Annotated in this window: 11 protein-coding genes; 4 read left to right on the forward strand and 7 right to left on the reverse strand. The window is 34.2% G+C overall.

Going from position 1 to position 13,701, the window contains the following annotated elements:
* The first annotated feature begins 11 nt into the window (after nt 1-11).
* The 3 genes from ndk to AAGD72_RS00710 all read left to right on the forward strand — a co-directional run bounded on the left by ndk (nt 12) and on the right by AAGD72_RS00710 (nt 3,333).
* Nucleotides 12-431, forward strand: a complete 420-nt coding sequence (gene ndk, locus AAGD72_RS00700; protein ID WP_182309846.1) for a nucleoside-diphosphate kinase — start codon at nt 12-14, stop codon at nt 429-431.
* 1,072 nt (nt 432-1,503) lie between these two features.
* Nucleotides 1,504-2,109 carry a recombination mediator RecR gene (gene recR, locus AAGD72_RS00705; protein ID WP_006280217.1) on the forward strand — a complete coding sequence of 202 codons (606 nt, stop codon included), beginning with the start codon at nt 1,504-1,506 and terminating at the stop codon, nt 2,107-2,109.
* 3 nt (nt 2,110-2,112) lie between these two features.
* The gene (locus tag AAGD72_RS00710) at nt 2,113-3,333 is read left to right on the forward strand and encodes a KAP family NTPase (protein ID WP_264719054.1); all 1,221 of its coding nucleotides are present in this window, start codon (nt 2,113-2,115) and stop codon (nt 3,331-3,333) included.
* 45 nt (nt 3,334-3,378) lie between these two features.
* Here the strand turns inward: AAGD72_RS00710 and AAGD72_RS00715 are convergent, their stop codons facing one another.
* Both AAGD72_RS00715 and AAGD72_RS00720 read right to left on the reverse strand, forming a co-directional pair.
* Nucleotides 3,379-4,203 (reverse strand): hypothetical protein, encoded by an 825-nt coding sequence (locus AAGD72_RS00715; protein WP_151807644.1) that lies wholly within the window; start codon nt 4,201-4,203, stop codon nt 3,379-3,381.
* Nucleotides 4,204-4,272: 69 nt separating this feature from the next.
* Nucleotides 4,273-5,637, reverse strand: coding sequence for a pyruvate dehydrogenase complex dihydrolipoamide acetyltransferase (locus AAGD72_RS00720; RefSeq protein ID WP_341814882.1), 1,365 nt, complete (start codon nt 5,635-5,637; stop codon nt 4,273-4,275).
* Between the two features lie 70 nt (nt 5,638-5,707).
* Between AAGD72_RS00720 and AAGD72_RS00725 the strand changes: the two genes are divergently transcribed.
* On the forward strand, nt 5,708-6,199 hold the full coding sequence (locus AAGD72_RS00725) for an SH3 domain-containing protein (protein WP_007551030.1): 492 nt from the start codon (nt 5,708-5,710) through the stop codon (nt 6,197-6,199).
* Here the strand turns inward: AAGD72_RS00725 and AAGD72_RS00730 are convergent.
* From AAGD72_RS00730 to AAGD72_RS00750, 5 genes are all read right to left on the reverse strand, one after another.
* Nucleotides 6,196-6,681 carry a hypothetical protein gene (locus tag AAGD72_RS00730; RefSeq protein WP_265024126.1) on the reverse strand — a complete coding sequence of 162 codons (486 nt, stop codon included), beginning with the start codon at nt 6,679-6,681 and terminating at the stop codon, nt 6,196-6,198. The two genes, AAGD72_RS00725 and AAGD72_RS00730, sit on opposite strands and share 4 nt — an antisense overlap.
* 123 nt (nt 6,682-6,804) lie before the next feature.
* Nucleotides 6,805-9,621: a hypothetical protein gene (locus AAGD72_RS00735; protein ID WP_341814883.1), complete on the reverse strand. Its 2,817-nt coding sequence runs from the start codon at nt 9,619-9,621 to the stop codon at nt 6,805-6,807.
* Complete coding sequence (locus AAGD72_RS00740) at nt 9,602-11,956, reverse strand: type VI secretion protein (RefSeq protein ID WP_341814884.1); 2,355 nt, start codon at nt 11,954-11,956, stop codon at nt 9,602-9,604. The genes AAGD72_RS00735 and AAGD72_RS00740 overlap by 20 nt, the downstream gene beginning before the upstream one ends.
* A gap of 44 nt (nt 11,957-12,000) precedes the next feature.
* Nucleotides 12,001-12,375, reverse strand: coding sequence for a hypothetical protein (locus AAGD72_RS00745; RefSeq protein WP_274978971.1), 375 nt, complete (start codon nt 12,373-12,375; stop codon nt 12,001-12,003).
* Nucleotides 12,376-12,469: 94 nt separating this feature from the next.
* A complete protein-coding gene (locus AAGD72_RS00750) occupies nt 12,470-13,693 on the reverse strand; it encodes a hypothetical protein (protein WP_264329821.1) in 1,224 nt (407 codons plus the stop codon).
* Nucleotides 13,694-13,701 lie beyond the last annotated feature (8 nt).

Here is a 13,701-nt window from a genome sequence, read left to right on the forward strand (position 1 = left end):
AAGGAAATAATATGGCAATTGAGAAGACACTTTCGATATTAAAACCTGATGCAGTAAAAAATAATATTACAGGCAATATAAATTCCTACATCGAACAATCTGGGCTGAAAATCACGGCACAAAAAATGATGTTACTAACAAAAAAACAAGCAGAGCTGTTTTATGAAATTCATAAAGATAGGCCTTTTTTTGGGGAATTAGTAGAGTTTATGACCTCTGGTTCTGTGGTAGTTCAAGTTTTAGTTGGTGAAAATGCAGTAAGTAAATACAGACAAATCATGGGAGCTACCAATCCAAAGCAGGCAGATAAAGGCACAATCAGGGGTGATTTTGCTGATGATATTAGTGAAAATAGAGTCCACGGCTCGGATAGTCTAGAAAATGCTCGTAAGGAGATAGCTTTCTTTTTTGCTGAATGTGAGTTGGTGTAGTTAACTCAGATTGGCGTCATCCAAGTAGCTGACAACATAGAAACGAAAAAACTTGCTTGACACCCTCCGCCAGCCCCCTTATCATGAAACTGAAGCTATTGTATTTGCTTTCGCCAATCTGCAGATTAAAAGGTAAGGATTACTTAATGTATCGGCGTCTTATGTTCAATTTTTTGCAGTATATAGATACTGTATGTCTTTACGAAACTTCATCTACATCTAGATTTTTATCTAAATAAGCTGAACGCGCTTATAAAGCGTTACAAGACATCAAAAAATGCCAATACTCGACAGAGATAGTAAAAGACTAGCTAACTCGGGGATTCTTTGTCTTTTTTTCTGCTTAGTAAACTTCTTAAACATTTGCAGCGTAAGTTAGTTGCAATTAAAAGCAGCTTAATCTTGCTTGTCAAGCGTTTAAAACATAAAAAACGCCAATATTTTAAAGCGGATAATAACCCCAGGGCTTCTTTTGCCTTTTTTTTCATTTGGTAAATTTCTTAATATTTATAGCTAAAGTAATTTAAAAGTCCGTGAAGGGTGTCACGCCAGTGCTTGACACTGGCATCCAGTTTTCCATATAATCTCATCAAAAATGTTTATTTTCTAGCTACTTTTATACTTATCAACCCAGTATGCTTACTTACAATTAAAATTTCTGGATCCCAGTGTCTGGGCACTGGGATGACAGCTAGCCTGACAACCGTCATCCCGCTACGTGTTAGCGGCTAAGAGATACCGCGAATGAATCGCGGGATGACGGTTCGCGGCAGTATGACGTAGAGCTCACGTTAGCTATACTTTTATGCTTACAAACTTAATAAAATTCCTGGATCCCAGTGTCTGGGCACTGGGATGACAAAGGAGAGCTACTCGGATGATACCTTTTTCTACTTAGTTTGGGTTATGCAAGAAGTCTATTATAATCAGGCTTTAAGTGTGCGGAAGTAATTTTTTGCGTTAGAGTAAAAAATTTTTTCTATAGCTAATCAAAGTGGATCAAGAGAAACTTACCACTTTCTTTACAAAGGGTTTGATGTTACCATTTGACTACCTATTCTGAATTTATTGGATGAACATTAACATAAAAAATCTAGTTCATGCTTTCTCTAAATTGCCAAGTTTAGGGCCATCATCATCACGCAGGTTAGTTATACATTTACTCCAAAACAAAGAAAAAGTTATGCTACCACTTGCATCTTTGATTAAAGAGCTAGCAGATCTTATAATAGAGTGTGAAGTTTGCGGAAATCTAGATACTAAGTCACCTTGTTCTATTTGTACTAACCCAAAACGTGACACTAAGTTACTGTGTGTAGTAGAAGAATTAGGTGATCTATGGGCGTTTGAAAAAGGAAATATATATTCAGGTTTATACCATGTTTTGGGTGGCAGATTGTCTGCAATAAATGGCATAGGTCCAAAAGAACTCAACCTTGACACTATTCTGAAAAAAGTGACAGAGTCTAAAATTGAAGAGATAATTATCGCAATTAATCCGACATTAGAGGGCCAAGTTACTGCACAATATATAATTGAATTGCTAAAAAATTTGGATGTGAAAATATCACGCCTTGCTTGCGGCATACCAATGGGCGGAGAAATTGACTATCTTGACGAAGGAACGCTGAGGATAGCACTTACTTCAAGACAAGAATATGAGTTAAATATAAAATAAGACATGTGCTTAAAAAAACTTATATCGCTAATAACATTCAAAAAGAAAAAAATAGTGCCACCACTTAAAGTGGTGGCTTGGGAAAATGACCGCCTAAACTATAAGCAATTTTCAGGTAAATTCAACACTATAATTAAAACAATTGATCAGTCTTTTACAATAATATCTTTAGAAGGATATGATGGATGGGGCAAGACGTTTTTTTTGAAAGAATGGGTAAAAGAGTTAAAACAGCAAAATGAAATTGTAGCTTATTATAGTGCATGGGATATCAATGCATTGGACCAACCACTTCCTTCTTTTTTAAATTTTCTATTTGAAGATTTATTTGCATCGTATGAAGTAAAAAGAAGCGTTATACAACAGTTCAAGAACATAAACCAAGAGCTATTTTCTCTAAACACACTAGGAAAGCTGATCAGTAAATCTCCACTTGCTATGCTTTCAGTATTTCTTGATGCTGCAAAAGAGGCTGATAAAAAAGACATAGGTTTTGTCTTGAGTGAATTAAGTCTTCTCCAAAGAAGAAAAGAGAGTACTAGAGATTTTAAAACACAGTTAGCGGATGTGGTTAATAAAATCAGAAAAGACAAAAACATTTATATAATGGTGGATAATCTTGATGTGTGCCGTCCTAAATTCGTTGTCGATTTTTTGGAATCTATAAAGTATATGCTTGATGTGGAGGGGCTGGTTTTCATTATTTCTGTAAGTAAAGATAAGAGTAATGTACAAAGAGCAATCAGCACAATACTTGGACCAAATTTTGACCTAAAATCTTTTACTGATCTCTCTTTACATTTGCCAAAACAACCGATAGAAAAATTTACAAAAGAACTATTTGAAAATATTAAATTACCGAAAAAGTCAAAAAATTTGATTGTAGATAGTTTTATATTTTATGCAGAAAGCCTGTCACTATCGTTAAAAACAATAGAATACTGCGTAAAAAAAATAAAGCTGTGTCTTCTGAATCACACAAGAGAAGAATTACCTGATCCGAATTTGTTTTCATTTTTGGTAATACTGCAATCGATAAATATTGATATATATGAGGAATTAGGTTTTTCATATCAAAGAGCATTGGAAAAAATTGAAAATGAATATAAATCTTTAGTTCTAAATGGTCAAGAAGAATGGGAAAAACTTAAAACCTCTCTAGAAACTGCTTTTGCAGAGAGGGAGTCAAAAATTAACAAAGCTATAAAGGATATACTATTTTGAAAAGATACCCTACCTTTACATATACAAAGATAGGGTAACATTTGATTAACGCCCTTTTACTATGTCATTACCTTGTTCAAACTTTCTGATTAATTCGCTTACATTGACATTAGATAATTTTTTACCTGCAAATTTGTCATTATGTGAAGCATCAGGTTTACGAAGGTCTTCCTTACTGTTACTCCTAGTAATATTACATCTGACAATGTTTGAATTATTAGACTTACCGCTTACATCTGAAATATTGCTTTTTTCACTACATGAAGACGAATTACTCGACATATTGCCTAAGCTAAAGAGCTTTTTACCTTGATAGATTGGATTCCAATCAAGTGGATTATAAGTTTTTTTGCTAGTCTCAACCTTTTGGTTATTTTGCTGTTTAGGAGAAAAACCAAGTTTTTCTCTTTCTTTCTTGCTTAGCGTTTTGAGAAATTTTACGGTTTCTAATTCATCAGTTGCTTGTACTTTATGTAAATCAAAGCTTTTTTGATGGTTATCCTGCTTAACATTTTCCATCATTTTATCTTTTATTGTTCTATCCTCATCATCAGAAGTGCTGCTACTAATATCACTGATACCACTATCCCCTGAATTGCGGCGTTGTTTGTTAGGAGTGCTATGAATGTTGTCTTCCATGAGTTTTTGCATTGTTGGGCCAAATGTTCTTCCAAGATTGCTACTCACTGTTTTATTACTATCATTTGCTTGAGAATGAGGTACATTTCGCTCAAAAATTGCTTTTATTCCAGTAAATTTAGCTTGGGAAGATTTCGGAGGAACAGGTGGGGCAACCATGCCTTTTGAGTTAATCTTTCCTTCATTTTGAGGAAAAATTTTTGGATTATTTTTTTCTACTGTAGTATTCATTTTTTTACCTCTAAACCTATTAACTAATAAAAGTATAAACTTAGAGGTATTAATTTTGTAATAACAATGCTAATAGATTACCGCAGTTTCAATAAGCATCACCAGAGGATTCTCTATATAATGCTTAAAGGCATTTAAAAACTTTGCTCCGAGTGCCCCATCAACTGCTCTATGGTCAACAGAGAGCGTTACTGTCATTATTTCTGCTATTTCTATTTTCTCATTCATAACAATTGGTTGTTTTTTAGATGCACCAACTGCCATAATGCAAGATTGCGGCGGATTGATTATAGCACTGAAGGCTTTTATACCAAACATCCCTAAGTTGGAGATAGTAAACCCTCCTCCTTGAAACTCTTCAGGTTTCAATTTTCCAGATCTTGCTCTGCTTACTAAATCTTTCACTTCTTTTGATATAGATAAAATACCCTTTTTATCAGCATTTTTTACTATAGGAGTAATTAGCCCATCTTCAAGTGCCACAGCGATTGAAATATCTATATTTGAATATCTCAGTATTTTATTATCTATCCACGAAGAATTTATATCAGGAAATTTTTTCATGCTGAAAGCTGCAGCTTTTATGATTAGATCATTAATTGTTACTTTATTGTTTTCATCTGCTAAGTTAATCTCGTTTTTTAACGATATTAACTTATCAACCTGGCAATCTACAGTTAAATAAAAATGTGGAACATTCTGTTTTGATTCAGTCAGGCGCTGTGCTATCACTTGGCGCATGTTGCTTACTTCAACTATGGTATCTTTCTCAGGACTTTCAGTATGTATACCACTGCCTAAAAACTCCAACACATCAGCCTTAATTATGCGACCATATGGTCCTGTACCTTTTAATTGCTGCACATTAACCCCTTCATTTTGAGCTATTTTCTTAGCTAATGGGCTTATTTTTGTTCTACCTTCTGCATAACCCTCTGTCATCTGAGTAGCTGACACTGGGATCCATTCTTCTTTTCTAGATCCCAGTGTCAAGCACTGGGATGACATTGAGGGGTTGGATTCCAGCGTCACGCGCTGGAATGACACCGAAGAATGACTTATTGGCTTTCCGTTTAAATCTTGGTGTTCTGATTTTTGATTATCAACAGCACTTTTTGTCACTTCCTTTTTAACTGCACTATTGATGGAAGTTGAAGTATAGTTGTTAAGTGCACTTTCATCTTCTCCTTCTTCCAGCATTAAAGCTATTGGTTGATTTACAGACACGCCACTTGTTCCTTCTGTTACTAAAATTTTTGCTAAAACTCCTTCATCTATAGATTCAAACTCCATTATGGCTTTATCAGTCTCTATCTCAGCAATTACGTCGCCTACTTCAACTTTGTCTTGTTCTTTTTTATGCCACTTTACAATTTTTCCTCCAGTTTTGCTCATTGTCGGTGAAAGAGCAGGCATTAATATTTCTATAGGCATTGATTTTGCATTTAAAGATCTATTCAATTTTTAATTTACTCTTTATCTTATGTCAACCTAATCGTGAATTATGATGAATAAGTCTGTTACACTATCCCTCACGTTATCCCAGTGCGTGACACTGGGATCTTGGTTCAGTACTATTATCCTATTGTTTTTATTATTTAGCCATAGCTTGTTTGCTAACAACTTTGTTTCAACCAAATCAAATAAGATCAACATGAGAACGGGGCCAGGGTTTCACTATCCTGTAAAATGGATATACACTTGCAAAAATCTGCCCCTGAAAGTGATAGAAGAGTTTGAGAGTTGGAAAAAGGTCTGCGATATAGATGAAGACTGCGGATGGATAAAAGGCAATCTTCTTAGTGATAAGCGCTACGCGATTGTAAAAGAAGATACTTATGGATATCAAAAACAGAGTGTAGACAGCAAGATTACTATGAAAATAGACAAGTTTGTTGTGATGAAGATAGAAAAATGCAACGAAGAATGGTGCTTTCTTTCCACCCCAAAACGCAAAGCATGGGTACAAAAAAAACATATATATGGGGTTGATTAGGTTGATAAAAGATCTGAATTAACACTAGTTTCTGGGCCTTCTGTAGCATGCTCTTCAGATGAAGCAGAGGGTTCTTGAGGCTCTGGAGACTGTACAGGGCTATCACAGAAACTCCTTAACATCTCCTCAGCGGATGAATCTAAAATTTGTACAATAGACTTTTCACTTTGTTCTCTTAGCGATTGATCCACTCTAGAAATCAACTCAGAAAACTCGCTACCTGATTTTTCAGCTTCACTTTTTATTTTACTTTCTATGCTTGCAATATTACCTTGGTCAATTTCTTCTTTTGTTATGTTGAATGACTTTGCAACATCTTGATATCCAATCTTGCAATTTCCACAACCAATTATGCAAAAAGTAATAGAATCAGATATTTCGCTTGCAGCCCAATTATGTATAGTGTAAGCCAAATAATTGTCATGGTATTTAATGCTAAATTGTTGTTCTATTAACTCAGAAATTTTATTCTTTAGAGACATAAAGCACCCTCCTCTTACATTCGTTATACCTTTTTGTTAAGATACAGCAATTACACCATTTACTACATGCTTTACTTTAATTAATTATTAAAACAAGAGCATCATTTCCAGAGCTATATCTTTTTACCTTGATAATTCTTTTTTGACTTCCTCTTTAATTATCCCACTTATATTCACGTTAAGATCCCCTACCCAAAAATCAGTCATAGTTTCAAGATCGTATAGATCCTCTATTACTTTTTTAATAGCAGCATTTATTTCTTCTTCGTCAAATTCCTTTATAATAGGTCTAATCTTCACATACCCTGGAGAGCCTTTACCATAAATTCCTTTGCTTTTATTAATGCAGCCACCTGCACCAGATCTACTGCTTCTCAAACCACTTCCACACTCTACTGTTTCATACTTGATTTCACCATTTTCTATATATGCTATTTGATTGTCTTGTGTAGACTTCAGTTTATCTGCCTTTACAATTTTCTCCTCTAGCTTTAAATCTTGCTTATGAATTACTGTTTCCTCATAACCCTTACCACCGTATGTTCTATACTCACCTCCACCTGCAACAGTAATCAGTTGCTGGCAATGTTGCTTCTGCGAATTGCACATTTCTATGAAAACAGGTCCCCCGTCCTTATCTGAGAGGTTACTTTCCTGGTTACCCCCTCCCTCTGTGACTTGCACCTTAATTATAGGATAATTAGGATCAATTTTCAGTTTAGCTTTAATATAATCTCCTGGCATCCCTACTCTGCTTTCAGTAGAATGGCATTTTTGATTGTCACAGCCACTACCTTGTATATGACCTGCTTCACCACTTCCCCACGCTTCTATTTTAATACGATCAAATTTTATTGATAAGTCATCTGTATAAACATCTTTATTTTTATGATCATAGGATTTTTCATTATTTTTTTCAAGATCTGGTTTCTTATTTTTCAGATGTTCCTTGATTATCTCTTTTAATTTTTCTTTTAATTTCTTTTTGAGACCTTCTAAATCGAACCTACACAATTTATCAGCGTAAAAGACCTCCGTTCTGTTTGCTTTAATTGGTGCTTCTTGTTGTGTGACAACGCCATTTGTATTTTGTGAAATCTTTGTATAAAAAGGTTGAGTGTTTTCTTTGTCTACATATCGTGTTGAACGGCTGCATGTTCCAGTAAAGCAGATACAACCATCATCACCTTGATTACATTTTTCTCTATGCTCTACATCCGTCAATTTGTATACTACTTTCAGTCCTTTACTAGATTTAAATGTATCGTCTATCTCATCATTTCTTTTTACACAGTAACTGCATTCTCCCTTCTTCTGCTCATTTTCATCAGGGAAGAAAACATACCCTTGTTTATTGAATATTATTTTATCTAACTCACTCTGATCTCTGTTTAAGAGATCGGCTCTTTTATTTTCCTTGCTTGGAAGATAATAGAACTGATTTGATTCCTTGGAGTAAACAGCATTGTATTTAGTATATCTTGTTCCCATTAATTTTAGTGGTATTATTTTATTTTCTCTTTTAAGAACAAACTCCTCTGGTTCTGGCTGCCATCCAGAAAGACAAAGCATTTTACTGTTAGAATTTCCTTTATACTTTACTTCTATTTCCGGCTGCCCAGAGTTATTAAATTCACATTGAATAGATTTGCCTTTTAACTTTTTCTCAAAATCATTAAAACTATAAAAACTTCCGCCTTTAGAACATTTAATTTGCACATCAGGAACATAGCCATATTCTTTCAGAACTTTAAATTGTTGCGGATTACTTTCTAATATACCTTCTATAATATTATCAATATTACTATCAGTTGTTTTTGCTACTATTGCTGGTTTTACTACTTTTAAAGATAGGGGGCCAATGTTTATAGGATGGTTGAGGTCAGTATTAACATTAAAAGTACAGGAACCATTACTATAGGTTCCATGTGCTTTAGCACAAGTGCTCTCACTCATCTTCATTTCTACTTTCAATGTATTTGCATTTACTATCTCCACTATCTCAGGTTCTGGAGCAGGTGGTGCAGGAAAACAGCGGATGAACTGTGGATTGTTTTCATCTATACTTTGAGTTCCAAGGTATTCAGCGCAGAGCTTATCTTTTTCTCTATAAGTTTTGAAGTAGTACGTGATGCCATCTTTGTCTAAAATAGAGCGCCACTCAGCTTTATTTTCTCCATACCCTTTAGGGAAATCTAATTTTTCTCCAATCTCTCCGTCTCTTCCTTTCAGATCACCAATGATTACCTTAACCTTAGGATTAAAGTAATCATTGTCTTTATCTGTTATAGGAACAATTCTAACTTGTGGAAGCGACATTGCAAGTTGTTCACAAAATGGAGGGGGGCTAGGTGCAAGTGGCACGGGAGCACATTTTACTGCCGTTTGGTAGCAGGTATCACAGACTTTTTCCATCTCCCCAGGACGAAAAATATTCTCACCCGAAAATACTCTAGAACCCCATGAAGAAATTCCTGACATACAAGCCCCTTTTTGACTGCAAGCACATATTTTAGGAGAGTTAGCGAATCTTCTTTTTTCCTCATCAGTAACACCGTCTGCCCATTCCCATTTAAGACCCCGAGCAATTTCTCCTCCAGCTTTTGTTTTATCCCCTTCCCAATCAATAAAAGCTGCAGCAGAAACTCCAGCTCCTGTACCTTGCGTTCCATATATCTGGCGGCAGGATTCCCCACTTTGTAAGTCATAACAATAACTTTGTCCATCATAAGCACATACTCTAATTTTGGGATTAAAGTAACCATCAACTCCTTGATCTTTTATTGCTTGCACCTTAATTTCCTTTACCCAATCTCCACCAAATATTGCTTCCCACCAAGTATTACTTTCTACAAATGTTGGACAATCAGCATATCCTTGATACGAAAGACCAAGTATCAAAAAAAATATCAATAAGAAATTAAGCCTTACACTTCTCATAAAATACCGGTAACCACTCATTAACTTCTTCTCCTTTTTCCTTTATTGCCTCGTACATATACTTTATCGTCTCTTTGTTAGCTGAAAGTACATGTATTTCTTGCATATTCTTTAAATCTAAATTTAAAGTTACTAATCCTTTATACTGTTTTATCAAAAATAAACCTTCCTGCGTTGGCGTCTGCAGAATTATATTCAGCTCCTCTTTTGATAAAGAAAATGCTTTCATGTATAATCTATTTGCATTGACGTTCGGCATCAAGATTCTTGTATCAACATGTTTATCTAAATATTGAGTAAATTTGCTAGCAAATGCGAGATTTAAATTTTCAGTACTTAGGATTACTACAACATTTAGTTCCGTCATTCTTTGCATCCAGTTATCAAACTCTTTCTCTGTAGGAAAAATATTACTTATCTCCCATGCTTCATCCAAAACAAGTATTGCAGGCGAGCCATCACATTTTGCCTCAAAAGAATATAAAAAATAGTAAAGTATCACGGACATACATTCCTTTTGTTTTGTAAGGTTTGCGGTGTTGAGAGATATAATTTTTGTTTCCCAGTCAATATCTGATTCATTACCATCTTGAAATAAGTAAGCAAAGTCACCATCGTCACACCATCTACTTATCTTACCCCCAAGGAGCAAGAGCACCTCAGAAATTTGTGAAATAGAACGTGATTCCTTGGGTATAGCAAATATAGAATCCACAATTTTTCTTATCTTTTCTTCTACGTCCACCAAGCTCGTATCGGCTACCATTCTTCTGATCAGTTCAACCAACATATTGCGATTGGAAGCACTATCTTCAATGTTTAGTGGATTAAATTTTAGGCTTTTGTCCTTATATTTTGGATCGATTATGTAATATTTACCACTCACTGCTTTAGTAAAAATTATTGATTTTCCAGTGTTATCCAATATGACAATTCTTGGGTTAAACTTTCTTGATTCTGATAATAGAAAATTAATGAGTGAAGTTCTGCCTGAATTTGGAGCTCCGAGTATCGTAGTATGGCCATTATTTCTTTTTCCATGAAAATTAAAGAAGTAAGGATTTCCTTTTTTTGAGAAAAAAATCATTACCGCTTCTTTCCACCTTCTTCCTTTTAATGTACCTGACGTAAAATCGTGCAGCATAGCAAAGCTGCAAGCGTATTTTGTTAAGATATTTTTCGGTTGCGTAATAAAAGCAAAATTGCCTGGAAGTTGTGCCCAAAAATGACTTTCCATATGTAAATCAGTTCTAAACATCATGAAGCCAACTAATGACATTATAGAAGATAAATCACTAATACTTTCAGCTAACTTATTCCTATCATCTGCAAATATTGTAAAAATAATTTTCTGTTGGCAGAAGTCTATACTAGAGGTCCTTTCAAGCTCTATTATTTCTTCAATTCCTGAGCTTTTAAGTAAGGTATTATCCTCACTAATTTGCAGCATGTTGATTTGTTTTTTAAATTCTTTTATTGCTTTGTTATTACTAGTAAATATCATTATTTCTGTAATGATAAATTCAGATTCAAGCTGCAAGCATCTATCTATATTACCTAAAGAGATTTCCCGGTATTCTTTTATGCTGAAAATAGAGCCAAATTTCTGTTGATTTTCAAATATTGTTTGAAACGTATTGAAACCAAAAGCTATTTTAAAATTTCTAATATATTGCGACAGGTCCCTTTCATGTATTGGATAATCTTTGTGCGTTAATGTAACAATATAGTGGAGAAATTCTATCATTTCAGAATATATTTTACCTTCACTAAACCTTAGACTCAGTTTTTTAGCTCCAAAAGGTCCTAAATCATTTTGAATTACGTCAGTTATCTTTTGCAACTCCTGATGGCTTTCTTGTAAAGACAACTTATGCTTATTCTTTATTCTATTGAAAAAAAACGAATTATTAGTATGCTTGCCAAAATCGCTAAACAATATTACAATGTATAGTTCATTTATATACTGTAATTTACTATCAGTTAGTTTATTAAACCACGTTGAATGTAGGTTGTCAGAGAAGTCTTCAGTTTTATTCCATTTCAAGCTCAGTTTATTGCGCTTTCTAACGGTATGAATCCAAACGGTAAAATACAGGCTATTAATATTTTTTGATATGCTTTTTCTAATTTCAGTTCTGAGGTCGCTGTAGTTATCAACAGAAGAATAATCTTCTAACTTGATTATTTTTAACAATTCTCCCTGTTTTGTTAGTATGGTTTCTTCATCGTAATGACAAGCATAAGGAACAAAATCTAAATCAATGCTTTCTAGTAATGCTAAGTTGTTCTTTTTTTTAAGCTTAGAGTTAACTGTTGGTACTTTTAACTGCATATGCGTATTCAATAAAGATAATTAAAAAAGATAAAAATACTATCTTAATTTTTATCTTTTTTTTCGCTATCGGATTGTAATTTTATATCTTTTGCAAAGTTAAATTTTTCTTTTAAGTAGTCTGTTGCCTTTTCTGTACTACCGAACATCAGGACCAGTACACCAAACATTATCATAAAAAAGATTAGACCTCTCAACACTACTGCAAGTATCACTGCAGCTATACACAACCCTATGATTGTTGAAGGACTCATATTTTCTACAGTATCTTTAACTGAAAATGAAGAAATAAAATTTTTTACCGTTTCTTGTATACCCTTTAATTCATCACTCGCCGAACTTGCTTCGCTAGAATATGATGCAAAAATGAAACTTAATAAGGCTATAAAAACCAAAACTTTATTCAATTGAATGCGCATCAACTAAACACCTTTTAAACATTCCTCAAATATAACAACTTTTATATCAATAGGCAAGAACTGAATTCACTTATCCACTACAAGTAACACATATTTAATTTTTACCGCTGCGAACATGCTGTAAGCTCTTATCATCAACAAGAGGACTCACATTAATGGATGTTAATTTACTTGATAGGAAGTTTGAATGCAATTCAGCTACTGCTGCTATAGCAAGCACTGCAACCATAGCAAGTAGTCCTGCTCCTATCAATCCTGATGTCATTGCTCCTGCAACAATGCACCCTATTGTGGAGAGAGCACAACCTGCTACAAGTGCAACGTGAAGATTTCTGTTATTGGGTTGGTTTTTAAGTAGGATATCTTTCTTAACTTGATCTGGATTTGCTTGACCATCTGAGTTTTCATTTTCTTGCATTTTTGGCTCTTTTTTTACAGTCTGCTCTGGCTGCACTTGAGTCTCGTTTTCTTTTGGGGATTCCAAATTTGATTCTAATAACTCAGTTTTTTCTCCACCCTCTGGTTGTAAGCCATTATCTCCTTCAACAGAGCTCAATGTTGAGTTTAAACTTTCCTCAGATGAAGTGCTTGTTACTAAAGTTAAACTGCTCCTTCTGCTACTTACTGGTGATTTCAAACTTTCTTTACTCGTTCTAGGTGAGTCTATTCCACTATCTGAGTCATTGCCACTACTGAGTTTAGAAGTTTTCTTCTCCTCTATTTCTTTCACAACCTTGCTATATTTTTCAAACACTTCCTCTGCAACATCTGAATTACTAAGTATTTTATTATCACCACTTTTTTTCTCAGCTACATTCAAGGGTGTTTCTTGTGTGTTGTTTTGCTCTTCAATATGTTTTAGCTGCATTTGATCTTCAATATTTTCTTCAACAGCATTTGGTATTGAGCTTACACTGCTGCTCCTGTTAGTAATATCCAAAATTGTTTTTACTATTTTTCCTCTTATTGTTTGTGGTCTTTGTGATTGTTCTCTTTCATTGTTAAATACTGTAGGTACAGCTAGTTCTTCTGATTTTATTACTTCATCTTTCAATGCAGGAAGAAAGTTTTCGATATAATACTTATAATGTTTTTGATATTCCTCTTGTTTTTCTGGTGATTTTTCTAATTGTTCTCTCAGCGATTTTTCTAATTCAGTTAATACCTCAGGACTAGCTCCTTCCTTGAACAACTCTATGCATTTTTTGATAGTTCCATCTCCCTTTTGTGGGCTTCCATATTTATGATTTTCTTTTGTTACCTTTTTGTATATAGTGTCGTGCAATTGTTGGTTAATATCTTTTTTAGAACTTAGCATAGACTCCT

The organism is Wolbachia endosymbiont (group A) of Chalcis sispes (assembly GCF_964026765.1).
GTDB lineage: Bacteria > Pseudomonadota > Alphaproteobacteria > Rickettsiales > Anaplasmataceae > Wolbachia > Wolbachia pipientis.

Excerpts from the sequence above, each read along its gene's own strand:
- ndk (WP_182309846.1), top strand. The coding sequence starts at position 12 with ATGGCAATTGAGAAGACACTTTCGATATTAAAACCTGATGCAGTAAAA.
- recR (WP_006280217.1), top strand. The coding sequence starts at position 1,504 with ATGAACATTAACATAAAAAATCTAGTTCATGCTTTCTCTAAATTGCCA.
- AAGD72_RS00710 (WP_264719054.1), top strand. The coding sequence starts at position 2,113 with ATGTGCTTAAAAAAACTTATATCGCTAATAACATTCAAAAAGAAAAAA.
- AAGD72_RS00715 (WP_151807644.1), bottom strand. The coding sequence starts at position 4,203 with ATGAATACTACAGTAGAAAAAAATAATCCAAAAATTTTTCCTCAAAAT.
- AAGD72_RS00720 (WP_341814882.1), bottom strand. The coding sequence starts at position 5,637 with ATGCCTATAGAAATATTAATGCCTGCTCTTTCACCGACAATGAGCAAA.
- AAGD72_RS00725 (WP_007551030.1), top strand. The coding sequence starts at position 5,708 with ATGATGAATAAGTCTGTTACACTATCCCTCACGTTATCCCAGTGCGTG.
- AAGD72_RS00730 (WP_265024126.1), bottom strand. The coding sequence starts at position 6,681 with ATGTCTCTAAAGAATAAAATTTCTGAGTTAATAGAACAACAATTTAGC.
- AAGD72_RS00735 (WP_341814883.1), bottom strand. The coding sequence starts at position 9,621 with ATGAGAAGTGTAAGGCTTAATTTCTTATTGATATTTTTTTTGATACTT.
- AAGD72_RS00740 (WP_341814884.1), bottom strand. The coding sequence starts at position 11,956 with ATGCAGTTAAAAGTACCAACAGTTAACTCTAAGCTTAAAAAAAAGAAC.
- AAGD72_RS00745 (WP_274978971.1), bottom strand. The coding sequence starts at position 12,375 with ATGCGCATTCAATTGAATAAAGTTTTGGTTTTTATAGCCTTATTAAGT.
- AAGD72_RS00750 (WP_264329821.1), bottom strand. The coding sequence starts at position 13,693 with ATGCTAAGTTCTAAAAAAGATATTAACCAACAATTGCACGACACTATA.